This is a genomic window from Dactylosporangium sp. NPDC000555, from assembly GCF_040300025.1.
GTDB lineage: Bacteria > Actinomycetota > Actinomycetes > Mycobacteriales > Micromonosporaceae > Dactylosporangium.
Genome location: NZ_JBEPDB010000117.1, coordinates 1 through 20951 on the forward strand (window position 1 = coordinate 1; position 20951 = coordinate 20951).

Genomic DNA, 20951 nt, shown 5'->3' on the forward strand with positions numbered 1-20951 from the left:
CGACAAGGCCGGTCACCCTCCGCGGGTGACCGGCCCTTTCGCCGTTTGGCCCGGTGTCCTTGGCACCGCGGACCCGGCAGGGGCGGGGCCGCCCTTCAGGCAGGCCCCGGCCCGGTCACTCACGGGAGGAACGGTCGCGCGTTGCACGGACCGGAGTCATATGGCTCTGCCACGTCACGCGAAAGGGCGAACGCGGGCGGGAACCACCACGGCGGCGGCGCGGTTCGGGGCATCATGTCCGGTTATGCGCCGACATCGACGGTTGTTGCTGTGTGCCGGGCTTGCCGCTTTCGTCGTCGCCGCCGGGCTGGTCGGGCATCGGGCGGTCGCACCACGCGAGCACCGGGCGGCCGAGCCGGCGATCGGGACCTCGGCCGCGGCGCCGCCCGAGTCCAGCTCGGCTCCGGCGGCCGCTTCGAGCGCGCCGCCACAGACGTCGGCCAGTGCACAGAGTAAGCGCGAAATCACCGTCCGGTACACGTTCGACGACGGCCTCGCCGGCGACGTCAGCGACGTCGACGGGCGGCTCCCATTGCGGGTCCGGCGAGTTGAGGGCGGCGACCTCGCCTCCGTGCCGCACAACGGCGGGCTCGCGGTGCGCTTTCCGGCACTCTGTGAGCATTACGGTGCGGAGAGTTGCGCACGAGCCATCCTGCAGAGCGGGCCGGCCGGGTTTCTCAATCCGGGGCGCGCGGAGTTCAGCTACGGCGCGAGTGTTCTCGTCCGGCCCGACGAGACTTCCAAGGGCGCCAATGTTGTGCAAAAAGGGTTCTCGATCGGCGACAGCCAGTTCAAGCTCCAGGTCGACGGCATGGCCGGCCGGCCGAGTTGCGTGATTGTCGGCACCGGCTCGCCTACCATTTTTGTAGCGCTGGCATCGCGGTCCGTCGCCGACGGGAGGTGGCACCGGATCGCGTGTTCACGCGGTAACGCGCTGCTCACGGTGGCCATCGACGGGGTCGAGGTGGGACGGATCGCAATTCCCTCGTCACTGTCCATAGTGAATGACGATCCGCTGCGTATTGGCGGCAAGGGAACGAGCGCGAACAACGATCAGTTCGTCGGGGTAATCGACGACGTGTACGTCACTCGAATTGCGTGACCTTTTGGCATAAATCGGACAACAATCAAGCATTGACTTGAACCTGGGAACCGGCCCCCCTTAACGTGAATTCCCGTCGGCTGGATGTCCGCGCCCGCCACGGGCGCGCCAGGCGGCACCGCCGAGTCGATTTCCGAGCCGGGGACCCACGCGTCAACCTGGGGTGAATCCGCGAACTTGTGCGCGGTAGGGCGACCTTCCCGCCCGAACCCGTCAGCTAACCCGGCAGGCGGCCATGGAAGAAGGAGTAACTCCTCAGTGGAGACCCATCTGAGGTGGACGAGGCGGCCCTACCGTCTGGCACGGCTCCTCGTCGCCATCCTCGGCGGTCTATCGCTCGCCGTCGGCATCACCGGACTCGCGCATGCGGAGCCGACCCCGAGCGAGATCGAGAAACAGATCGACGACAAATGGAACGAGATCGAGCCGGTCATCGAGCAGCACAACCAGCTCAAGATCGAGCTCGCCGCCAACAAGACCAAGCAGAACAAGCTCGAGGCCCAGATCGCACCGCTGCGCCAGCAGGTCGATGCCGCCTTCGACAAGGTGAGCGCGTTCGCCGTGATGCAGTACAAGACCGGACGCGTCTCCAAGCTCGACGCGATGCTCACGACCGGCTCGCCCGACACGTTCATCAATCAGATGACGATGCTCAACATGCTGGCCAAGGACGAGCAGGCGCGGATCAAAGACGTGATCGTGGCCAAGCAGCAGTACGACGCGCAGAAGACGCCGCTCGACGAGCTGGTCGCCAAGCAGGCCGAGCAGGAGGCCGCGCTGGCGCAGCAGGAGAAGCAGATCAACGCGGACATCAAGAACCTCAACGAGATGCGCACCAGGGCGTACGGGACGACCGGCGCGACGGGCAACCTGCGGCCGGTCGCCTGTCCGTTCGAGTACACCGGCGGCCCGGGCGCGAAGGCGGCCCAGGTGGCGTGCGCGCAGATCGGCAAGAAGTACGTGTGGGCGACCGAGGGGCCGAACACGTTCGACTGCTCCGGCCTGACGCTGTACGCCTGGAAGCAGGCCGGCTACACGCTGCGGCACTACACCCAGTGGCAGTACCAGGACACCAAGCGCGTGCCGCGGAGCGACCTGAAGGCCGGCGACCTGGTCTTCTTCTTCAGCGACCTGCACCACGTCGGCCTGTACGTCGGCGGCGGCTGGATGGTCCACGCACCGAACCCCAGCGCACCCGTGCAGATGAAAAAGATCGACTCGGCACCGATATCCGGTTACGGCCGGGTGGCATGAGAGGGGCGGGCCCGCGGGCCCGCCCTATTTCACGTGGTGGGCCAGGTCCGCCAGTTCTGCCACGAGCGGCTCGGCGTGGGACCGCGCTGACCCTGGTACCGCGAGCCGTAGAGCGTCGAACCGTACGGGTGCTCGGACGGCGACGAGAGCCGGAAGATGCACAGCTGGCCGATCTTCATCCCCGGCCAGAGCCGGATCGGCAGGTTGGCCACGTTGGACAGCTCCAGCGTCACGTGGCCGGAGAAGCCGGGGTCGATGAAGCCCGCCGTCGAGTGCGTGAGCAGCCCGAGCCGCCCGAGGCTGGACTTGCCCTCGAGGCGCCCGGCGAGCTGGTCCCCGAGAGTGATCACCTCGAGCGTGGAGGCCAGCACGAACTCGCCGGGGTGCAGCACGAACGGCTCGCCGTCGCCGACCTCGACCATCGACGTGAGGTCGTCCTGCTGGATCGCGGGGTCGATGTGCGTATACAGGTGGTTGTTGAACACCCGGAACCACCGGTCGAGCCGTACGTCGATGCTGGACGGCTGCACCAGCGCTTGATCGAACGGCTCGAGACGCAGCTGGCCGCCCTCGAGCTCCTTGTACAGGTCACGGTCGGATAGCAGCACCCTCTGAGGTTACGGTGTCGGCCTCATCCGCCGCCGCGGTGGTCGCTTCGAGGACCGTCCTCATGATTCTCGTCACCAGCTCGATCTCCTCCGGCGCGAACCGGCCGAAGGCCGCCCGCAGATGCACGCCGAGCGGGGCGAAGAACGCCGCCGCAAGCTCCCGGGCCGGCGGCTGGATGTCCAGGTTGATCCGGCGCCGGTCGGTGGTGTCCGGTCGCCGCTCGACGTGGCCGGCGCGCTCGAGGCGGGCGAGCAGTGCGGTGGTCGCCGCCGGGCTGAGCGAGAGCCGCCGCGCGAGCTCACCGGCGGTCAGCGGCTCCCCGTCCTGCGAGGCCCGCCAGATGTGCGCGACCGCGTTCATGTCGGTGCGGTGCAGCCCGTGAGCGCGCGTGAACACGTCGACGAACCGGTCGGCCTCGACATTGAAGCGCCGCAGAAGGTCGATCAACTCGTCGGCGGACGTCACCGCTTCAGTTTGCCTCGTTCGGGCAATTCGCCGACAATCGAACACACGTACGAGTACATTGAGTACATGGCATCGTGGGCTGATTTCGCCGCGGCCGAGCCCGAGCTGGCGACGGCCATCCGCACTCTGGTCTGCCAATACGGCCCAGGCCTCGGCTACCTGGCCACCGTCCGCCCCGACGGCGGCCCGCGCATCCACCCCGTCTCCCCGGTCATCACCGACGAGGGCCTGTACTGTTTCCTCCTCGCCTCCCCGAAGCGCCACGACCTGGACCGCGACGGCCGCTACTCGCTGCACAGCTTCCCGTCCACGGACTCCGACGACGAGGCATACCTGTCGGGCCGCGCGACCCCCGTCACCGACGAGCCCCTGACAGCCCGCCTGGCCACAACGATGCGCGCCGCCCCAGCGGTCGACTGGCGCCTGTACGAGCTGACCGTGGACGTCGCGATGCTCGTCCGCCACGAGACCCCGACAACCTCGACCCGCACCGTCTGGAAGGACCGCCCCACCCACGTCCCGAAGGCAAGACAGAATGATCCGTGCACGAACGTCGCGGATTCGGTACAGTAGGCGTCGCTCGCGGGTGTAGTTCAATGGCAGAACATCAGCTTCCCAAGCTGACAGTGAGGGTTCGATTCCCTTCACCCGCTCCACGACGAAGGCCCTGGTCAGGACGTAAGTCCAGACCAGGGCCTGTTGCATGTCCGATCACTCGAAACCCGCTGCGGGCCATTAGCGGGCCATCGTGGCGACTGTCAGCTGTCCTGTGACGGCTGCTGCGAACGCTCAGGATGGTCATCGAGCAGCTGCTGGCGCCAGTCGGCGAAGCGGATCCGCATGGCGATGAGGTGGTCAGCGTCGGCACCGTAGAAGGCGAATCGTCTGTCTGGGTAGCGCTCCAGCATGGCGAAGAGGTCGGCAAGAATCTGCCGGTCGAAGCCGGCATCGGCCTGCTCGGCGAGTTCGCACAGGTGTTGGCGGGTGTAGAGGCCTGATGTGATCGCGGCATCAACGTCGAGGAAGTCGCGCGGTTCGGCTCTGGTGAAGAGGGCAGACATCTTGCCGGCGACGACATCGTCGGGGTGCAGGACCGGGCCGACGTCCATCTGTACAGGTGGCTGTGCACGCCAGTTGGCGGCGAGTTCGACCTTGTAAGGGTGCTCGAGGTCAGCGGGGTCGGTGACTGCGAGCCGCGCGAACGTCTCGAACCGCTGGGTGATCTCGACGGTATAGCCGTGCTGGGTGTACGCGTCTACGACCGCGTCGACTGCGGCGGTGAAGTCGTCCCGACGCTCCCAGGCGGTGAACAGGTCGACGTCTTCGCTCGGGCGGTGCAGGATGCCGTGTGCCTGGACGGCGTATCCGCCGGCCAATGCGAATCCGTACTGCGCGGCTACCTGAAGCCCAAGCTCGGCCAGCCGAAGGTGAACGGGTTCCACTTAGCCGGCCATCGTTGCTGGCGGCGCGCTCAGTTCGGGGAATCGAGCCTGCCAGAGTGCACGCAACCGACCTGGTAGCCAAAGCTCGTGCCATACCTGGCGGAGCGTTTGCTCATTGAGCCATCGACCCAGCTCGCCGGCGGTGCCAGCCTGATTCAGGACTGTCTGGTACAGCACCTGAAGGTCGCCGGGATCGTCAAGGTCGTATCGCCCGTCGCCGGACCAGTCGAGTCGCTGGTCCAGGGTGATGACGCCAGTAGTTGGTCCACGAAGCTCGGTGAGGCTTGCAGGGATTACGTAGTGTCGCTGCTCCGCGTACGACGAGCCGGGCGGTGCGACTCTTCCAGTCATGAGGACTTCCTCCCGTCCGTACCTCACAGATGGTACGACCGTCCTCCGCTTCCTGAGAGACAGCGCGGATGCGGCCGTCGTCGCGACCTGGTTGCCCGTGCCATTAGCGTGCCATTACGGCAGGCCCGTTGAGGGCGCTCCAGGCCGCTCCGGACGGTTCGGACAAGCGCCCCACCCGGGACTGCTCAGGCTGCCTGTCCAGTTCCCAAGCTGACAGTGAGGGTTCGATTCCCTTCACCCGCTCCAACGCTAAGGCCCTGGCCAGGACAGCAGTCCAGCCAGGGCCTCGTGCATGTCGGCCAACTCGACACCACCCGTGTGCCATTAGTGGGCCATAGCGGCGACTGTCAGCTGTGCCGCTGACGCTGGCGGCGTCTGGGTGCCATCGCGACACTGCTGGGGGTCGCCCGTCCGGCGATGCATTGGCGCGCCTCGGTGAGCTGGCGACTGCGCAGTTCGCGCGGGTGGCTTTCTACATCGACCTATTGGCGAATAATGGACCACTGCTCGGCGAGCCGTACACGAAACAGCTCGACGGCAAGCTCCGTGAGCTGCGATTTCATCTTGAGAGTGAGGCGGTGCGGGTCACCTACTGGATCGCCTCCGGGGAGCGGATCGTTCTCCTGACGGTGTTCCGGAAAACCCGTGACCGCGAGACTCGTGAAGTTCAGCGGGCTCGGCGGGCGCTAGCGAGATGCGCTGCCGAGATGCATACCGTCGAGGAAGAGGTTTAGAGATGAGCGCCCGCAGCGATTGGAACGAACTGCGCAGCCGGCGAATGGCCGAGCCGGGGGCTGCCGAGGCATACGAGTCGACCAAGCTCGCGTTCGAGCTGGGGCGGGCGGTTCGAGAGCTTCGCGAACGCCACGGCTGGAGCCAAACCGAGCTGGCTGAGGCCGCCGCGATGACGCAGTCCGCAGTCGCGCGCTTCGAGGCTGGCGGCACCGTACCGACGTTGCCAGTTCTGGAGCGTCTGGCGCGAGCCCTCGACGTCGAGCTGGCGGTCGAATTTCACGCCAGGCCCGATGCAGCATGATCGAGTCGGCGTGCCATTAGCGTGCCATTACGGCAGGCTTCGTGAGGTCGCTCCAGGCCGCTCCGGACAATGCTCGAAGTCGGTTGTGAGCGTCTGCGGCGCCGGGCCTGTACGGTTCCCAAGCTGACAGTGAGGGTTCGATTCCCTTCACCCGCTCCACGACGAAGGCCCTGGTCAGGACGTAAGTCCAGACCAGGGCCTGTTGCATGTCCGGTCACTCCAAACCCGCTGCGGGCCATTAGCCCGACTATCAGCTGTCCTGATGCGACTCAGGCGGCAGCGTCGCGGTGAGGCTTGAAGGTGATGTCGAGCTCTGCGTCGAGCGCGGCGGCGAGTCTGGCCAGCAGTGGCACGGTGGGTGTGGCGCCGCCCGATTCCAGGCGTGACAGCTGGGGCTGGGTCATGCCGGCACGCTCGGCGAGTTCGCCCTGGGTGAGCCCGAGCTCGGTGCGACGGTCGTAGACCATCTGGCCGAGCAGGAGCGCTGCCCGTGCCTCCTCGTAGGCGGAGTTGTGCTGCTCGGCGCCGGTGCGCTCCCAGCGAGAGTGACGTGCCGTCATAGTCCTTCCGCCCTTCCGTTGTGCTTCATTGCCATTTTCGCTCGAAGATCTCGGTCGCCGGCGCATGGTCCTCATTTCCCAGCTCACACGTCTGCTGAGCAGCGATAGCTCGCATGACCTCGGCGCGTTCGACCTGGCGGAACTTGCGAAACACGGTCAGCAGTACCACCCGGGTCTGGGGCGCGAGCCAGTAGCTGATGCGGACGGCCGACCTGTCGAGGTGGAACCGCAGCTCGCGTGTCTTGCCGCCGAGATGGCGCGAGTAAGGTTCGCCGAGCGTCTCGGCGCGCTCGGCGAGGATGTCGGCCATCGCCTCGACCTTGGCGTACTCCGTGAGCCGCAAGGTTTCGAGCCAGTCACGCACCTCTGGCTCCAGCTCGATGACGTAGCGTCTCACTCTTCGAACGATATACCGTTCTTGGTATATCGCCAAGCTGCGTCCGGGCCATTAACGGGCCATTGGTTCAGGCGTCGGCTTGCCGCTCCAGGCCGCTCGCGGCAGGCGTGACCTGGAGGTTCGCGTGTCTGGTGAGGGTGACTTGTGCAGTTCCCAAGCTGACAGTGAGGGTTCGATTCCCTTCACCCGCTCGGACCTAGGGACCCTCTGTCCACGGAAAGCGGGGGTCCTCGCCATTTCTCCTGGGGCCCGAGCCCCAGACCCCACGGTGGGTGGTCGTCGCACGAGCGCGCGAGCTCGCGGTTGGCCGCGAATGTCGCTCCCGGGTTCATGGTGCCTTGCGTCGCTGCTGGCTGGTGAGAGTTCGTACGGAAGCCGTATCATTTTCGTATGACTCGCACGATCGAACTCCCGGACGACCTGGCGGCGGCCCTGAAGGAGGTGGCGGCGGCTGAACATCGCTCGGTTCAGCAGACGCTGGTCCTGGCCGCTCAGGAGTACGTCGAGCGGCACAAGCTGCGTTCCCGGGTTCGGGAGAGCGGGCGCAGGATCATCGAGCAGGACAAGGAGTTGCTGGATCGGCTCGCCCAGTGATCGTCTATCTCGATCTACCGTCCCTGCTGGACCTCGCTGAGCTGATCCTTGACACGCCGCCACCTGTCCGCGACATGGGCCTGCTCTCTTCGGCCGCTGCACGACCGGCGACGGTGGCGTTCGGCGTCGAGGCGTACGAGGACATCTGGACGAAGGCGGGCGCATTGCTCCAGTCCATTGCCCTGAACCATGCCCTGATCGATGGCAACAAGCGCCTCGCCTGGGTGGCTGCGCGTGTATTCCTGGACCTCAATGGCGTGCCTCCAGTCGTCGTTGACGTGGACCAGGCCGAAGCCTTCGTCATCCAGGTCGTCACGCATGAACTGGACACGGTTGAAGAGGTTGCGAAGGCTTTGATCGCCCTCTACGCCGACGGCGCGAACCAGTAAGAACACAGGTTGGGCGACGTGCCGTTGGCGTGCCATTAACCGAGGCCACTGCGAGTCACTCCAGGCCGCTTGTGACCGCAGCGACGTGCCGATAGGTGCCTTTGGCAGGTGTATGTATACGGTTCACAAGCTGACAGTGAGGTTCGATTCCCTTCACCCGCTCCAACGCTCAGGCCCAGGTCAGGACATAAGTCCAGCCAGGCCCCTTGCTTATCCGATCACTCGAAACCCGTCGTGGGCCGTTAGCCATGCCACTACGGCGATTGTCAGCTGTTCCGACGTGCTTGGGTGCCTCAGGCGTCGACGTCGCGGTGAGCTTTGAAGGTGATGTCGAGCTTGGGTCGAGTGCTACCGCAAGTCTGGCCGGGAGGGGGCGCGGTGAGCGTGGCACCGCCGGATTCCAGGCGGGACGGTTGGGGCTCGTCGTGCTGGCGCGCTCGGCGAGTTTGCTCCGGGTGGGCCCGAGTTGGGTGCGACGGTCATACACCCACTTGGCCGAGCAGGAGCGCTGCCCGCGCCTGCACGCCCACGCCAGCAATGCGAGAGCAGTCGCATAATCATGGCAACAACATCATGTATACACGACGGTAGACAGTGCTGTCATCAGTTCGGTATTCTTGAGGCATGGGTAGCGTAATGATCCGGGTGGACGAGTCCACCCGCGACGACCTGACCCGCGTCGCCAGCGAGGACCTCGGTGGCGTGTCGGCAGACGAGGCGATCCGTCGGCTCTTGGCCGAACACTGGCAGATGAAGGCCATCGCCGCTTTGGACACATACCGGGCGACCGATCCGGAGGGCTGGGCCGAGTACGTAGCTGAGGCCGACCGGGAAGACCGAGCCTCCGCGCCAGCGGCCGACGCGTGGGACGAGGCTGCGTGACGGTCATCCAGCCATGGCAGATCTGGTGGGCCGACCTCGACCCGGCCGAAGGCCGCGAGCAGGCAGGCCGCCGTCCAGTACTCGTGGTCTCCAGTACGTTCCACCTGCGGCTGACCGGAGAGGCACTGGTCACCGTGCTCCCAGTGACGACGCGGGAGCGCTCCGGCTGGCTACACCGCGTTCCAGTGCACCCCACGAGCCGTCCAGTCGGGTTCGTCATCACTGAGCAGGTCCGGACCATCGCCCGGGCACGGCTGCAGGGACAGCGGCCAGCGTGGGTGCTCACCGACGACGAGGTATCAGCCGTGAAGACAGTGCTAAAACAGATGATCGATGTGTAGCCGGTCGGCAGAGCCATCGAGATCACTCGCCGGCCGTTAGCTCATCTCGGCGGTGGCGATTCCCAACACGCCGCCGACCCTTGAATCCAACCGTTGTCTCCAAACTGGCTACGATCCGCGCTGTGCGGCTCCCGGAAGTCATCCCGATCAAGTACATGCCCGACTATCGCACCGACCGCATCGGACGGCATGAAGGCGGACAGTTTCTTTCGCTGACATCACTGACGCGTACCAAAAGGCGTCACCCTGGGGCGAGATTGGCGTCACCAGCAGCGGATCTATGCGGTTCTCCATCGCTTCGACGCCAGCGGGCATCACATAGGCTCGGACATATGGTTCGCTGGCGTTAGGGCCGACAGCACTGCAGCCGTCGAAAGAGCCGAACAGGTGCTGTCGGGCTGGCTGTCGAACCTTGGGGCAGTCACCTACTGCAACATCGCCATCCGACCCTTCCGACCGGCGCCCGCTTCGAACGCGGCAAGCTCGTCGAACGCCCGCAACCGCTCACTGACGACGGAAGAGCGGCATGACCCGCGTCCGCGTCCTGGCCACCACCACCACTGAGCTGCCCGATGCCCAGGCACTCGTATTCGAGTACATGGCCAGCACCCAACGCGAAGCCGGACGTACCGTGCCGGCCACCATCGACGAACTGCCCGGCATCCAGCACACCGAATGCACCGACCTGGCCACCGCCTACCAGCCACCCGGCGCGCTGCTGCTGGCCTACCAAGACCAGGAACCGATCGGCTGCGTGTCGGGCCTCAAACCGATGCCCTAGCCCGGCATCGTCGAGCTCAAGCACCTCTACGTCCGTCCCGCCTACCGCCGTGGCGGCGCCGCCAGCACGCTCATGCACCACGCCCACCGCCACGCCGCCGGCTACGGCTTCGCCCACCTCGTCCTCGACGTCATCCCCACCCGTACCCACGTCATCGACTTCTACCGACGCCTCGGCTACACCGACGGCGAACCGTACTCCGCCGAGGCACCCGACCCCATGATCTACCTACAACGCCCAGCGAACCTGTAGGTCAAGGGGTCGACGAGGTTAAACTGCACGCATTATCCTACTTTAAATGCTACTGTTGTGGCATGGCTAAGGCCGGGGATGCAGGGGCAAGAACCGCCCGCCAATCGACGGAGCGGACGGAACGCTCTCGGTCCGCTTCCGGCGCTAGGGCGACATCGCGTAGTGCGAAGACGGGCGACTCGACTCGCCCCGTGCTCGATCCCACCTCCGGGACAACAGTGAAGAAGTCCGTCACGCTTCGTGAATCGATCGTTGAGGAGATCGAGGCGCGGATTGGCGCACGGGGCTTCTCACAGTTCCTGGACGAGGCCGCAGCGCGGCACCTCGCCTTGCTGAAGGCACAGGAGATTGTGGACGACCATGTCGCTCGATGCGGCGAGTTCACCGACGAGGAGTTGGCGGAGGCGCAGGCAGCGTGGCGCGGCGAGTAAAGCGCTCAGGCCTACTCCTCGGCCCCGCCCTCGTCCTCGATGCGCAGGGGCTGTCGCTGCTGGCGGATGATGATCGGCGGATAACCATGCTGCTGGACTTGGCGACGCGTGAAGGATTCATACCGGTCATCAGCGCGGTGACGATCGTCGAGCAGCGACGTAACGGTACGGCCAGACAGCGCCTTGCCTGGGTTCGTTCAAGGTTGACGGTCGTGCCCCTCATCGAAGAAATAGCCGACGCCGCCGCAAACCTGCTTGACGTCACCGGACTGGATGGGCACGAGTGCGTTGTTGACGCAGTGGTCGTCGCGACAGCCGCCAGTGTGAGTGGACCCGCGAAGGTCGCGTCGAGCGACGGTTCGCACGTGCCAGCGCTGTGCAAGGCTGCAAGTACTGGCAGACCCTCTGCAGTGACTTGGGTGCACGTCTGAGCGGATTGCCGGGTCGGCAGCCCAGCCTGGGTCGCTCCAGGCCGATGGCAGCCGCTCACGGCCTTGCTCGACACCCGCGGCGGCACCCAACGCGCCATCCGCAACCACATCCACGCCGTGCACAACCTCGGCTACCAGGTCACCCTCCAAACCCGCCGCATAACACCGCCCGGCAACCTTCCCGGCTCCGCCGGGAGCTGCCACCTGCCCACTCAACGTCATTTCGGATTAGGCCCGTGGTAGTCGGTTCGGCCTATCGTGCTCGCAAGTGCCCGACCACCCGGAGTGCGAATACATGACCGCAGATGATCCGGAGACATTAGTCGACCGCCCGTCGGCGCCGTAACGGTCGCGTGGGTCGTCGGGGTCCGCGGTGGTCGCGGCTCCGCGCCGTCTTCACGGCCGCCGTGGACGAGGTTATCGCAGCGTACGGGGCGGCGGGTTACGAGGTGGAAGTCGACCACCACACCGATCCGGACAGTCCGGGCGAAGATCAGGCTTGACCAAGCGGCGGTATCAACATCTGCGGCCCGAACTGTCGCGGCGCGGCGGCGCACTCAAGGTGACGGGCGGCGTGCCGGTCATCGGACGCCAACGAGACACCGAAGGTGCAGCAGTTCACCGGAACCTCGGCGAAGGTGGTGCTCACGCGCATCGGCGCCTATAGCGAGCCCTTGGTCGCGACCCACTCGACAGGTTGGCCTGTGATGGCGGCGATGCGGTCGTAGTCGGCGTCGTAGTGCAGCACGGTCGCTCCGTGTAGTTCAGCGGTGGCCGCGATGATGAGGTCGGGTAGACGGAAGTGACGGTGCTGACTGGTCTTTGCAAGTGCGCGATGCGTATCAAGCGCTCGGGTCATCGCCTGCGCGGTGACGTCGATCCAACGATGTCCGTGGAGTGCAGCCCAGAGAGCCTCGTAACTCCTCGGATCAGGTGCGTTGTTGAGGTACTCGAGGGAGGTCATCTGGCACGCGGCCAGTCGTCCCTCCGCAAGCAGTGTTTCGAATCGGCGGCGGACCTGTGGGTGCTGGCCCTGCAGCACGTAGACCGATGTGTCCGCCAGATAGATCGGGCCAGGCATTAGGCCGCGTCAACCTCTCGCGCGTTCTCGGCGAGCTGGGACAGGTCACGCCCGCCGCCGTAGTGCCAGCCATGCTCTGAGCCACTGAAGTCGATCTGCACGCTGTCGAATGCGGCAACAATCTCGGCGGCCTTACGCCGCATGGCGAACGCGTGAAGAGCGGCGTTGATTGTGGCGACCTTGGTGTCGGTGCCGAGCTCCTCGCGGGCCGCGTCCAACCACTCGTCGTTGACGTCAACCGTGATGCGTGTCATGTAGCAATGCTAGCACCAGATTTCCCCACTGAGAGACACCAAGATCGTCAAATCCGACGCACCATCACCCGGCATCACGCTCCCAGCGGTCCAGTCTGGTCTGCAGTCGGGCCATTAGTGGGCCATTGACCAAGGCAAACGTTGGGCGCTCCAAGCCCGTTCGCGACCACGCGGACCACGAACACGGGCCCCTTCGTCAAGGAGCGTGTCCAGTTCCCAAGCTGACAGTGAGGGTTCGATTCCCTTCACCTACGACGACCCGCACCAGATACCGGTCCAGGTCGACAGGCGAAGGTTCTGTGTGGGGGGTCGATGCGGACCGGGTTGCCCCGGCAGGATGTCACCATGGCAGACCTTGCGGCGCAGGCACGGACTGAACGGCGCCGTGGATCTGTCCCCTGGCTCGTCTTGGCATTTCACCTCGTCGCCGGTGCGGTCGCAGCCTGTGTGCTGTGGTCGATGAGCTATCCGGGCAGCAATTTTCTCGTGCTGGCGGCCAGCGCCGTTGGGTCTCTCGTCATGGCCGGAATCTGGCTCGGAGGGACCATCTTCGTCGCCGCTCGCACCGTGCGTCGATGGCGGTGGTTCGTCATTGGACCGGTCATCGGGGTACTCACGGTGGCACTGCTCGCCATCGGTGCACCGCTGCAGCTGCGATGGGCGGCAAGCAGGGACGCGTTCGCTACCGTCGTCGCCGGGCATCCGATCCCGCCGGCGGGGAGCAAGTGGACCAACCTGCCCGTGCCGGAGCAGCTGGGCTCATACCGCATCATCGGTGCCGACTGGGTGCCTGGTGGCGCGGTCTTTTACGAGGCGCATGGCAACTTCTTCGATGACGCAGGCTTCGCTTACCTGCCGGCCGGGCCGACCGCGGAGTTGAACACCGGCTGGTTCGAGGGACCACGGTTCCGCCAGCTCGGCGGCGGCTGGTACAGCTGGACCGCGAGCTGGTAGCCGGTGCTGTGGGGAAGCAACTCGACGGCGAGCGTTCCGGAGCGAGCGCGATGCGGCAGACCGCGCGACAACGGGCGTGGGCGCGGCGCTCGGCACCGCCGCACTGCTCAACTCGGACCTCACGGCCACCTCGTACGCGTGGCCGCCGCCGCTGCGCTCGCCGGCGCACTCCTGGCTGTCGCGGCCGCGATCCTGCCGGTCCGTTCGCTGCGCAGCCTGCCAAAGACCCGGCTGCTGGCTGAGGAGTGAGCAGGTGAGGCAGGGCTACTGTTTCGGGGTATGAGCTGGCTGGCGGACACCCGGGAGTCGTATGACACTGTTGCCGACAGCTATGCCGACGTGGTCCGCGAGGCTCTGGCCGAGGAGCCGTACCTCCGCGCGATCCTGGCTCTGTTCGCCGATCTGGTCCGGGCCGGCGGGGGCGGGCCGGTCGCGGACGTGGGCTGTGGGCCGGGGCACGTGACCGCGCACCTGCAGCAACTGGGCGTCGACGCGTTCGGGATCGACCTCTCGCCAGGAATGATCGACGTGGCTCGGCGCGACCACCCCGGCCTGCAGTTCCGGGTCGGCTCGATGACGGAGCTCGATCTCGCCGACGGTTCGGCCGCCGGGCTGCTGGCCTTCTGGTCGTTGATCCACGTTCCCGACGACGAGGTCCCCGTGGTGTTCGGGCAATTCCATCGGGTACTGCGTCCGAGCGCGCCGCTGCTGCTCGGCTTTCACGCCGGCGACGGATCGCGGCTCAAGACGGAGGGGTACGGCGGCCATCCGATGCGGGTACACGTGCACCGGCGTTCGCCGGGCCGGGTGGCGGACTGGCTGCGCGGAGCCGGGTTCACCGTCGAGGCGGAGGTACTGCTCGACCTCGACCGGAGCGTTCCGGGCGCCGCGCTGTTCGCTCGCCGGGCCTAGTGCGGCAGAAGGGCGTTGCGCTCAGGCGGGCTGGGTTGCCGGCTTCGGCCCGCTGGCCACGGGCTCGCCTACGACGGCGGTCAGGACGTCGTCCAGCGTCACCACGCCCAGCGGTACCCGGCCGTCGCTCACCAGGACGATGTGCTGGCGCTCGCGGCGCATCGCCAGCAGGAGCTCGGCCAGGGTGCGGTTCGGGGGGACAATCCCCAGCGGACGGATGAGCTCGGGCGGGATGGGGGCGCGCCGCTGCGGGCCGACGAAGCCCAGCATGTCCTTCACGTGGACGAAGCCCAGCACGCGGCGGCTGGCGCGCTCCACGACCGGGAAGCGCGACCGGTTGGTGCGCGTGGCCAGGACCTCCAGGGAGGCGGGGGACACATCCTCGGCGATCGTGGTGATCTCGGCCCAGGGGCGCAGGGCATCGCGGGCCGTACGCTGCGACAGGGCCAGGGCGCCCGCGATGCGCGCGTGCTCCTCGGGGGCCAGCAGGCCCTCGGTGGTCGCCTGCGCGGCCAGGCCGGCCAGCTCCTCGGCGGTGAAGACCGTCTTGACCGAGCCGGTCGCCTCGATGCGCCACAGGGACAGGATCGTGCGCGAGGCCCACTTCATGGCGACGAGGACGGGCTTGGTGGCCTTGCAGAAGGCGTACATCGGCGGGCCGAGCCACAGCACCGCGCGCTCCGGGGAGGCCAGCGTCAGGTTTTTGGGCACCATCTCGCCGACGACCGTGTGCGCGAACACGACCACGCCCAGGGCCAGGCCAAAGGCGACCGGGTGGGCGAGACGCTGGGGCACGCCCAGCGCCTCGAACGGGTCGTGCAGGCCGTGCGCCAAGGCTGGCTCGGCGAGCGCGCCGAGGCCCAGGGTGCAGATCGTGACGCCGAGCTGGGCTCCGGCGATCATGAGGGGGATCTCGTTCATCGCGCGCAACGCGGTGCGGGCACGGCGCGAGGTGGCGGCCATGGGCTCGATCACCGTGCGGCGCGAGGCGATCAGCGCGAACTCGCTGGCGACGAAGAAGGCGTTGCCGAACAACAGCAGGATCGAGACGAGCAGCTCAATCATCGGCCGGCACCTCCGGCCGTACGACACGGACCTGCTCGATGCGGCGGCGGTCGACCTCGACGATGGTGAACTCCCAACCGTCCTCGTTCCAGGTCTCGCCGACCGTCGGGATGTGGCCCAGTCGCGCCATCAGGAACCCGGCCAGTGTCTCGTACGGGCCCGGTGGCACGTGGAACCCGGTCAGCTCGGCAAGCTCGTCCTCGCGCAGCACGCCGTCGACGAGCAGGGTGCGCTCGGCGCCGGGCACGGTGAGGTCGGGCATGCCGTGCGCGGTGGTCGGCTCCTCATCGACGTCGTGCTCGTCGACGATCTCGCCGACCAGCTCCTCGACGAGGTCCTCGACGGTCACGACGCCGTCGGTTCCGCCGTACTCGTCCACGACGATCGCGACGTCCGAGTTGCCCTTGCGCAGGGCCTCGAGGACGCCGTCGAGGTCGAGGCTCTCAGGCACGAAGACCGGCTCGCGGGCGACCGCGGCAACCTTTGTCGTGGGGCGGCGCACCGGCGGCACACCGAGCGCGTCGGTGACGGTGACGACGCCGGTGACCTGGTCGAGGGTCTGCACGTAGATCGGAAAGCGGCTGTAGCCCGTCTGCACCGAGGTCGCCAGCAGGTCGGCGACGGTGGCGTCGGCGCGCAGCGAGACGACGTCGACGCGCGGGGTCATCGCCTCGGCGGCGCGCTTGTCGCCGAAGCGGATCGTGCGCTGCAGCAGTACCGCGGTCTCCTTCGGCAGCGCGCCGGCCTGGGCGGAGATCGCGGCGAGCAGCCCGAGCTCCTCCGGCGAGCGGGCACTGGCCAACTCCTCCTGCGGCTCGATGCCGAAGCGCCGGACCACCCAGTTGGCGGTGCCGTTGAGCAGCGTGATCAGCCAGGAGAACAGCCGCGAGAACATGCGCTGCGGGCCGGCGGTCGCGCGGGCCACCGGCATCGGCTTGGCCAGCGCGGCGTTTTTCGGCACCAGCTCGCCGAACAGCATCGACAGCAGCGTGGCCACGATGAGGCCGATGACGTGGCCGGCGCCGTCGGTCATCGAACCGAACACGGGGCGCAGCAGCGGCGCGAAGAGTCGGGACAGTGCGGGCTCGGCCAGGTAGCCGGTCAGCAGCCCGGCGAGAGTGATGCCGAGCTGTGCGCCGGAGAGCTGAAACGACAGCTCGCGCAGGGCCTGGCGGACTGTGCGGGCCTTGCGGTCGCCGGCTTTGGCCCGCTGCTCGATCTCCGCCCGGTCGACTGTCACAAGGGAGAACTCGGCGGCGACGAAGCCCGCGTTCGCGGCAGTCAGCAGCGCGAACGCCAGGAGGGGCAACAGTGTGGTCCACACGTTTCGCGCGACAGTCCCTTCAGGTGTGGTCCGATTGTTCCACGTGAACCCGAACGCCGCCCATGGCAGTCCTGCAGATGAGGATCATAGGCCGGAGCCGGACGAGCACCCGCGAAGATCGAGATACGTGGATCACCCTCCCACTTTCGGGGGCTTTGCGCCGACTTGCGCAGCACTGATGCTGGATGCGAGCAGGCGCGTCGAGGCGTTGAGGGAGGCTCGATGGTAGTGGCGCTGATCGGCGCGTGTATCGCGCTCGCGGCCGGCATTGCCATGGGCAGCGCCGGCGCGAAGGCCAAGCGGGCCCGCTTGGACTACGCGCGCACGAAGGCGCTGATCCCGGGCGCGCGCAGGACCGCCTGGGTCGAGGGCCTGCGCGGCCTGCGGGTGATCGCCACGGCGACGGCCGTGCTGATCGCGCTGGCGCTGGCCATGAACGTGATCGGCCAACGCTGAGCCTGCGAGCCACCGTCAATTGGCCGCTCGGCATCGCAAGCCGAGTCCGGGCGGGGCTAGCCGCGCCCTAGACCTGCGTCGACCAGCCATCATGCTGGCCATGATCACGGAGTGAACATGCACAAGAAGCAGCACAATCACTCCGTGATGAGTCGAAACCCCGCACATCGTGGACGCCAAGCGCATGATCACGGAAACGTTGCTCGCGGGCTGCCGTTACCAGCCAATTGACGGTCGTTCTAAACCACTAAATCATGATATGTCGGATTTGTCGGGGCGCGAAGCGCCCGACAAATCCGCGACGTCCAGCCCGCGCCGTCCAGCCCGCGCCGTCCAGCCCGCGCCGGAACACTCGGCAATCTGCGGTCTTGGCGCCGCGGACCTGGGGTCTCACGGGAGGAGCGGTCGCAAGTTGCACGGACCGGAGCCATGAAAGCCCTATTTTTGTACGGCCCGCAGCAGCACCGACGCCACGTCCACGACCTCGACGTCGTCCGGGGCCGCGCCCGCGGCCTTCTTGCCCGTGACGCCGTCGCCGAGCATCGTCAGGCAGAACGGGCACGCGACCGCCACCGTCTTCGCGCCGGTCGACAGTGCCTCCTCGACCCGCTCCACGTTGATCCGCTTGCCGATGCGCTCCTCCATCCACATGCGCGCGCCGCCGGCGCCGCAGCAGAAGGAGCGCTCCGCGAACCGGTCCATCTCCACCACGCCGGCCCCGTCCGCGGACGGGCCGGCGACCGCGCCGAGCACCTCGCGCGGGGGCGCGAAGACGCGGTTGTGCCGGCCCAGGTAGCAGGGGTCGTGGTAGGTGACGGCACCGTCGAGCGGCTGGACGGGGGTCAGCTTGCCGGCCGCGACGAGCTGGGCGAGCAGCTGCGTGTGGTGAATCACGTCATAGTGGCCGCCGAGCTGGCCGTACTCGTTCGACAGGGTGTTGAAGCAGTGCGGGCAGGTCGCCACGATCTTCTTCACGCCGGCCTCATTGAGGGTCTCGACGTTCTGTTGGGCGAGCATCTGGAAGACGAACTCGTTGCCGATGCGCCGGGCCGGGTCGCCGGTGCAGGTCTCGCCCTGGCCGAGGATGGCGAACTTCACGCCGGCCTCGTGCAGCAGCGTGGCGACGGCCCGCGTGGTCCGCTTGGCCCGGTCCTCGAAGGCGCCGGCGCAGCCGACCCAGAAGAGGTACTCGAAGTCGCCCTCGTTCACCTCGGCGACGTTGGGCACCTCGAAGCCCAACCCCTTGGTCCAGTCGTCGCGGGTGGACGGGGCCGCGCCCCACGGGTTGCCCTTGTTCTCGAGGTTGCGCAGCATCACGCCGGCCTCGGTCGGGAAGTTCGACTCGATGAGGACCTGGTACCGCCGCATGTCCACGATGTGGTCGACGTGCTCGATGTCCACCGGGCACTGCTCGACGCACGCGCCGCAGGTGGTGCACGACCACAGCACGTCCGGGTCGATGACGCCGCGCTCGTCGACGCCGCCGATGAGGGGTCGCTCCGCCTCCGCCAGCGCCAGCACGTCGATCTTGGCCAGCTGCTCCTGGGTCGCCTTCTCCTCGCCGGTGAGCGTCTTGCCGCCGCCGGCGAGCAGGTAGGGCGCCTTCGCGTAGGCGTGGTCGCGCAGGTTGAGGATCAGCAGCTTCGGCGACAGCGGCTTGCCGGTGTTCCAGGCCGGGCACTGCGACTGGCACCGCCCGCACTCGGTGCAGGTGGTGAAGTCGAGCATTCCCTTCCAGCTGAACTGCTCGACCTGGGCGACGCCGAACTGGTCCTTCTCCGGGTCGGCCTCTTCGAAGTCCAGCGGCTTGCCCTCGCTGGTCATCGGGCGCAGCGCGCCGAGGCCCGAGCCCTTCCGGTCGGGGCTGCGCTTGAAGAAGATGTTGAAAAACGCCAGGAACCGGTGCCAGGCCACGCCCATCGTGATGTTGCTGGCGATGACGATGACCCAGGTCATCGAGATAATGATCTTGACCATCGCGACCAGGCTGATCGCGGCCGGCCAGGCCGGCAGCACCGAGCCCAGCGCGTGGCTGACCGGCGCGGCCCAGGCCGGCCACTCCAGCTCGTCGTTGGCGGCCTTGAAGCCGCGGATGAAGAAGCCGCAGAGCAAGACTGCGAGGATCGTGTACTCGACGTAGTACGCCTGCCACATCGTCGAGCCGGTGAAGCGCGACCGCCGCGCGGGGTTGCTCGGCAGGTTGCGCAGCCGGATGCCGATCAGCACCAGGATGCCGACGAAGCCCAGCACGCCGATCCACTCGGTGACCAGGCCGTAGATGTTCCAGGCGCCGACCAGCGGAAGGCCGCTGGAGGGCTTGGCGACCTCGAAGTAGGCCTCGAGGACCAGCAGGGACAGCACGATGAACGCGATCATCACGAGCCAGTGCGCGGCGCCGACGACGGTCCACCGCAGCATCCGGGTGTGCCCGAGGGTCTCGGCCAGCATGTTCCGCAGGCGCAGGCCCTTGTCGCCGCTGCGGGTCGGGTCGGGCTGACCCAGCCGTACCACGGCCAGCATCCGCCGCACGGTGCGCACGACGAGGATCGCCGCGACAACGGAGATGGCCGCCGCGACGCTCGTCGCTACGATCTGCACTGCACCCATGCCGAAGCCTCCCACGGTCCAAGGCCTGAACCAACCCTCAGGTGACCTTAGCCCCCTTTGTTACCCATGGGTAACGTTAAGTTGGTCGCAGCAAACGCTAGGCCACCGGACGCGCGGGATCGACTCCTACACGGCAGATGTGACACATTCGCCCCCTCGGCGGGCCGAGGGGGCGAGCGGCTCAGTGGCTCAGCGCCACTTGGAGAAGACGCCGAGCGACGCCACCAGGAACCCGAAGCCGATGGCGAGGTTCCAGTACTTCAGATCGGCGAGCGCGGATAGCCAGTCGACGTCAAAGAACCCCTGCGTGAGGTAATACGCCACCAGCCACGCGATGCCGACCACGACGCACGCCACAGCAGTCGCCGGCACCCATACTGGGCTCGGCCGCCGCCGGGCTGCCGCCGTCTCCTGCGGGCGTAGCTCCGCGGGGGGCGTATAGACCTTCTTCTTGCGAACTGTCGACTTCGGCACGGCGCTCTCCTGGAGGGGTCGTCTGGCCAACACTATCCATTGACGCCGCCACCTCCGCCAGCGTCGGCCTGAATAATGTTCTGCGACTAGCGTAGTCAAGTCGGCACGCGCGTGCGGGGAGGGGTCGTGGTGGAGTACACATCGGGCGGCTCCTCGTGGACCCGCGCCGTGCGCCGGCTCGGTCGCGCCATGCTGCCGCGCCGCCGCCCGGAGCGCAGTTTTGCCTGGTCGGTGCTTACTCCCGTGGTGCTCGCGGTGGCCGGAATGCTGTTCTCGCTCAGCGCCGCGACCGCCAAGGGCACCGACCTGCGCGAGGACCGCCGGCCGGAGCTGACCAACCTGATCGGCGCGCGCAAGCAGGAGATCGCCGCTTCCCGGGAGCGGGCCGCCCGGCTGCGCGCCGAGATCGACGCCCAGCAGCGGCGCCAGGCGGGCACCGACGGCCAGGTCGACGAGCAACGCAAGCGCGGCGACGCCGAGCAGGCCGCCGCCGGGCTGACCGCCGTG

General features: G+C 67.2%; 27 protein-coding genes, 1 tRNA gene, 1 pseudogene and 1 riboswitch. Of the genes and pseudogenes, 18 read left to right on the forward strand and 11 right to left on the reverse strand.

Going from position 1 to position 20951, the window contains the following annotated elements:
• Positions 1–244: 244 nt before the first annotated feature.
• Positions 245–1102, forward strand: a complete 858-nt coding sequence (locus ABT297_RS39395) for a LamG domain-containing protein (protein WP_350557958.1) — start codon at positions 245–247, stop codon at positions 1100–1102.
• A 109-nt stretch (positions 1103–1211) separates the two neighbouring features.
• Positions 1212–1349, forward strand: a riboswitch (cyclic di-AMP (ydaO/yuaA leader).
• An 11-nt stretch (positions 1350–1360) separates the two neighbouring features.
• A complete protein-coding gene (locus ABT297_RS39400; RefSeq protein WP_350557961.1) occupies positions 1361–2356 on the forward strand; it encodes a C40 family peptidase in 996 nt (331 codons plus the stop codon).
• 29 nt (positions 2357–2385) lie between these two features.
• Here the strand turns inward: ABT297_RS39400 and dcd are convergent, their stop codons facing one another.
• Positions 2386–2964 carry a dCTP deaminase gene (dcd, locus tag ABT297_RS39405; RefSeq protein WP_350557964.1) on the reverse strand — a complete coding sequence of 193 codons (579 nt, stop codon included), beginning with the start codon at positions 2962–2964 and terminating at the stop codon, positions 2386–2388.
• Positions 2945–3430, reverse strand: coding sequence for a MarR family winged helix-turn-helix transcriptional regulator (locus ABT297_RS39410; protein WP_350557967.1), 486 nt, complete (start codon positions 3428–3430; stop codon positions 2945–2947). The genes dcd and ABT297_RS39410 overlap by 20 nt, the downstream gene beginning before the upstream one ends.
• A 66-nt stretch (positions 3431–3496) precedes the next feature.
• Between ABT297_RS39410 and ABT297_RS39415 the strand changes: the two genes are divergently transcribed.
• Entirely contained in the window at positions 3497–4003 is a 507-nt protein-coding gene (locus ABT297_RS39415) for a pyridoxamine 5'-phosphate oxidase family protein (RefSeq protein ID WP_350557970.1), read from the forward strand.
• A gap of 9 nt (positions 4004–4012) precedes the next feature.
• Positions 4013–4086: transfer RNA gene (locus ABT297_RS39420), tRNA-Gly, on the forward strand.
• Positions 4087–4188: 102 nt separating this feature from the next.
• Here ABT297_RS39420 and ABT297_RS39425 read toward each other — a convergent pair.
• Positions 4189–4872 carry a nucleotidyl transferase AbiEii/AbiGii toxin family protein gene (locus ABT297_RS39425; protein WP_350557973.1) on the reverse strand — a complete coding sequence of 228 codons (684 nt, stop codon included), beginning with the start codon at positions 4870–4872 and terminating at the stop codon, positions 4189–4191.
• A 704-nt stretch (positions 4873–5576) separates the two neighbouring features.
• Here ABT297_RS39425 and ABT297_RS39430 point away from each other — a divergent pair.
• Positions 5577–5957 (forward strand): type II toxin-antitoxin system RelE/ParE family toxin, encoded by a 381-nt coding sequence (locus ABT297_RS39430; protein ID WP_350557976.1) that lies wholly within the window; start codon positions 5577–5579, stop codon positions 5955–5957.
• Positions 5958–5959: 2 nt separating this feature from the next.
• Complete coding sequence (locus ABT297_RS39435) at positions 5960–6259, forward strand: helix-turn-helix domain-containing protein (protein WP_350557979.1); 300 nt, start codon at positions 5960–5962, stop codon at positions 6257–6259.
• A gap of 269 nt (positions 6260–6528) precedes the next feature.
• On the opposite strand, the gene ABT297_RS39440 is transcribed toward ABT297_RS39435, so the two are convergent.
• Both ABT297_RS39440 and ABT297_RS39445 read right to left on the reverse strand, forming a co-directional pair.
• Positions 6529–6819, reverse strand: a complete 291-nt coding sequence (locus ABT297_RS39440; RefSeq protein WP_203849401.1) for a helix-turn-helix domain-containing protein — start codon at positions 6817–6819, stop codon at positions 6529–6531.
• 25 nt (positions 6820–6844) lie between these two features.
• On the reverse strand, positions 6845–7216 hold the full coding sequence (locus ABT297_RS39445) for a type II toxin-antitoxin system RelE/ParE family toxin (RefSeq protein WP_350557982.1): 372 nt from the start codon (positions 7214–7216) through the stop codon (positions 6845–6847).
• A 390-nt stretch (positions 7217–7606) separates the two neighbouring features.
• Between ABT297_RS39445 and ABT297_RS39450 the strand changes: the two genes are divergently transcribed.
• From ABT297_RS39450 to ABT297_RS39485, 8 genes are all read left to right on the forward strand, one after another.
• Positions 7607–7810, forward strand: coding sequence for an Arc family DNA-binding protein (locus tag ABT297_RS39450; RefSeq protein ID WP_350557985.1), 204 nt, complete (start codon positions 7607–7609; stop codon positions 7808–7810).
• Entirely contained in the window at positions 7807–8199 is a 393-nt protein-coding gene (locus ABT297_RS39455; protein ID WP_350557988.1) for a type II toxin-antitoxin system death-on-curing family toxin, read from the forward strand. Before ABT297_RS39450 ends, ABT297_RS39455 begins: the two co-directional genes overlap by 4 nt.
• 624 nt (positions 8200–8823) lie before the next feature.
• A complete protein-coding gene (locus ABT297_RS39460; protein WP_350557991.1) occupies positions 8824–9081 on the forward strand; it encodes a hypothetical protein in 258 nt (85 codons plus the stop codon).
• The gene (locus tag ABT297_RS39465) at positions 9078–9422 is read left to right on the forward strand and encodes a type II toxin-antitoxin system PemK/MazF family toxin (RefSeq protein WP_350557994.1); all 345 of its coding nucleotides are present in this window, start codon (positions 9078–9080) and stop codon (positions 9420–9422) included. The genes ABT297_RS39460 and ABT297_RS39465 overlap by 4 nt, the downstream gene beginning before the upstream one ends.
• A 526-nt stretch (positions 9423–9948) precedes the next feature.
• Positions 9949–10203 (forward strand): hypothetical protein, encoded by a 255-nt coding sequence (locus ABT297_RS39470; RefSeq protein ID WP_350557997.1) that lies wholly within the window; start codon positions 9949–9951, stop codon positions 10201–10203.
• Positions 10204–10209: 6 nt separating this feature from the next.
• A complete protein-coding gene (locus ABT297_RS39475) occupies positions 10210–10455 on the forward strand; it encodes a GNAT family N-acetyltransferase (protein ID WP_350558033.1) in 246 nt (81 codons plus the stop codon).
• A 191-nt stretch (positions 10456–10646) separates the two neighbouring features.
• The gene (locus tag ABT297_RS39480; protein WP_350558000.1) at positions 10647–10886 is read left to right on the forward strand and encodes a hypothetical protein; all 240 of its coding nucleotides are present in this window, start codon (positions 10647–10649) and stop codon (positions 10884–10886) included.
• Positions 10871–11317 carry a hypothetical protein gene (locus tag ABT297_RS39485; protein WP_350558003.1) on the forward strand — a complete coding sequence of 149 codons (447 nt, stop codon included), beginning with the start codon at positions 10871–10873 and terminating at the stop codon, positions 11315–11317. Before ABT297_RS39480 ends, ABT297_RS39485 begins: the two co-directional genes overlap by 16 nt.
• A gap of 661 nt (positions 11318–11978) precedes the next feature.
• Here ABT297_RS39485 and ABT297_RS39490 read toward each other — a convergent pair.
• Both ABT297_RS39490 and ABT297_RS39495 read right to left on the reverse strand, forming a co-directional pair.
• Positions 11979–12398 (reverse strand): PIN domain nuclease, encoded by a 420-nt coding sequence (locus tag ABT297_RS39490; RefSeq protein ID WP_350558006.1) that lies wholly within the window; start codon positions 12396–12398, stop codon positions 11979–11981.
• Positions 12398–12652, reverse strand: coding sequence for a type II toxin-antitoxin system VapB family antitoxin (locus ABT297_RS39495; RefSeq protein ID WP_350558009.1), 255 nt, complete (start codon positions 12650–12652; stop codon positions 12398–12400). Before ABT297_RS39495 ends, ABT297_RS39490 begins: the two co-directional genes overlap by 1 nt.
• A gap of 312 nt (positions 12653–12964) precedes the next feature.
• On the opposite strand from ABT297_RS39495, the gene ABT297_RS39500 reads away from it, so the two are divergent.
• Both ABT297_RS39500 and ABT297_RS39505 read left to right on the forward strand, forming a co-directional pair.
• Positions 12965–13606 carry a hypothetical protein gene (locus tag ABT297_RS39500; RefSeq protein ID WP_350558012.1) on the forward strand — a complete coding sequence of 214 codons (642 nt, stop codon included), beginning with the start codon at positions 12965–12967 and terminating at the stop codon, positions 13604–13606.
• Positions 13607–13885: 279 nt separating this feature from the next.
• Positions 13886–14518, forward strand: a complete 633-nt coding sequence (locus ABT297_RS39505; RefSeq protein ID WP_350558015.1) for a class I SAM-dependent DNA methyltransferase — start codon at positions 13886–13888, stop codon at positions 14516–14518.
• Between the two features lie 21 nt (positions 14519–14539).
• On the opposite strand, the gene ABT297_RS39510 is transcribed toward ABT297_RS39505, so the two are convergent.
• Positions 14540–15583 (reverse strand): hemolysin family protein, encoded by a 1044-nt coding sequence (locus tag ABT297_RS39510; RefSeq protein ID WP_350558018.1) that lies wholly within the window; start codon positions 15581–15583, stop codon positions 14540–14542.
• The gene (locus ABT297_RS39515; RefSeq protein WP_350558021.1) at positions 15576–16907 is read right to left on the reverse strand and encodes a hemolysin family protein; all 1332 of its coding nucleotides are present in this window, start codon (positions 16905–16907) and stop codon (positions 15576–15578) included. Before ABT297_RS39515 ends, ABT297_RS39510 begins: the two co-directional genes overlap by 8 nt.
• Before the next feature lie 222 nt (positions 16908–17129).
• Between ABT297_RS39515 and ABT297_RS39520 the strand changes: the two genes are divergently transcribed.
• Positions 17130–17363, forward strand: coding sequence for a hypothetical protein (locus ABT297_RS39520; protein WP_350558024.1), 234 nt, complete (start codon positions 17130–17132; stop codon positions 17361–17363).
• Positions 17364–17801: 438 nt separating this feature from the next.
• Here the strand turns inward: ABT297_RS39520 and ABT297_RS39525 are convergent, their stop codons facing one another.
• Both ABT297_RS39525 and ABT297_RS39530 read right to left on the reverse strand, forming a co-directional pair.
• Positions 17802–19970 carry a (Fe-S)-binding protein gene (locus ABT297_RS39525; protein ID WP_350558027.1) on the reverse strand — a complete coding sequence of 723 codons (2169 nt, stop codon included), beginning with the start codon at positions 19968–19970 and terminating at the stop codon, positions 17802–17804.
• Positions 19971–20159: 189 nt separating this feature from the next.
• A complete protein-coding gene (locus ABT297_RS39530; protein ID WP_350558030.1) occupies positions 20160–20444 on the reverse strand; it encodes a cell division protein CrgA in 285 nt (94 codons plus the stop codon).
• A 126-nt stretch (positions 20445–20570) separates the two neighbouring features.
• Here ABT297_RS39530 and ABT297_RS39535 point away from each other — a divergent pair.
• Positions 20571–20951: pseudogene (locus ABT297_RS39535) on the forward strand (DUF881 domain-containing protein); the annotation flags it as partial.

Bases quoted from the DNA above. Each gene is read 5' to 3' on its own strand.
- ABT297_RS39395 (WP_350557958.1), top strand. From the start codon at position 245: ATGCGCCGACATCGACGGTTGTTGCTGTGTGCCGGGCTTGCCGCTTTC.
- ABT297_RS39415 (WP_350557970.1), top strand. From the start codon at position 3,497: ATGGCATCGTGGGCTGATTTCGCCGCGGCCGAGCCCGAGCTGGCGACG.
- ABT297_RS39435 (WP_350557979.1), top strand. From the start codon at position 5,960: ATGAGCGCCCGCAGCGATTGGAACGAACTGCGCAGCCGGCGAATGGCC.
- ABT297_RS39440 (WP_203849401.1), bottom strand. From the start codon at position 6,819: ATGACGGCACGTCACTCTCGCTGGGAGCGCACCGGCGCCGAGCAGCAC.
- ABT297_RS39450 (WP_350557985.1), top strand. From the start codon at position 7,607: ATGACTCGCACGATCGAACTCCCGGACGACCTGGCGGCGGCCCTGAAG.
- ABT297_RS39460 (WP_350557991.1), top strand. From the start codon at position 8,824: ATGGGTAGCGTAATGATCCGGGTGGACGAGTCCACCCGCGACGACCTG.
- ABT297_RS39470 (WP_350557997.1), top strand. From the start codon at position 9,949: ATGACCCGCGTCCGCGTCCTGGCCACCACCACCACTGAGCTGCCCGAT.
- ABT297_RS39490 (WP_350558006.1), bottom strand. From the start codon at position 12,398: ATGCCTGGCCCGATCTATCTGGCGGACACATCGGTCTACGTGCTGCAG.
- ABT297_RS39495 (WP_350558009.1), bottom strand. From the start codon at position 12,652: ATGACACGCATCACGGTTGACGTCAACGACGAGTGGTTGGACGCGGCC.
- ABT297_RS39500 (WP_350558012.1), top strand. From the start codon at position 12,965: ATGCGGACCGGGTTGCCCCGGCAGGATGTCACCATGGCAGACCTTGCG.
- ABT297_RS39505 (WP_350558015.1), top strand. From the start codon at position 13,886: ATGAGCTGGCTGGCGGACACCCGGGAGTCGTATGACACTGTTGCCGAC.
- ABT297_RS39510 (WP_350558018.1), bottom strand. From the start codon at position 15,583: ATGATTGAGCTGCTCGTCTCGATCCTGCTGTTGTTCGGCAACGCCTTC.
- ABT297_RS39520 (WP_350558024.1), top strand. From the start codon at position 17,130: ATGGTAGTGGCGCTGATCGGCGCGTGTATCGCGCTCGCGGCCGGCATT.
- ABT297_RS39525 (WP_350558027.1), bottom strand. From the start codon at position 19,970: ATGGGTGCAGTGCAGATCGTAGCGACGAGCGTCGCGGCGGCCATCTCC.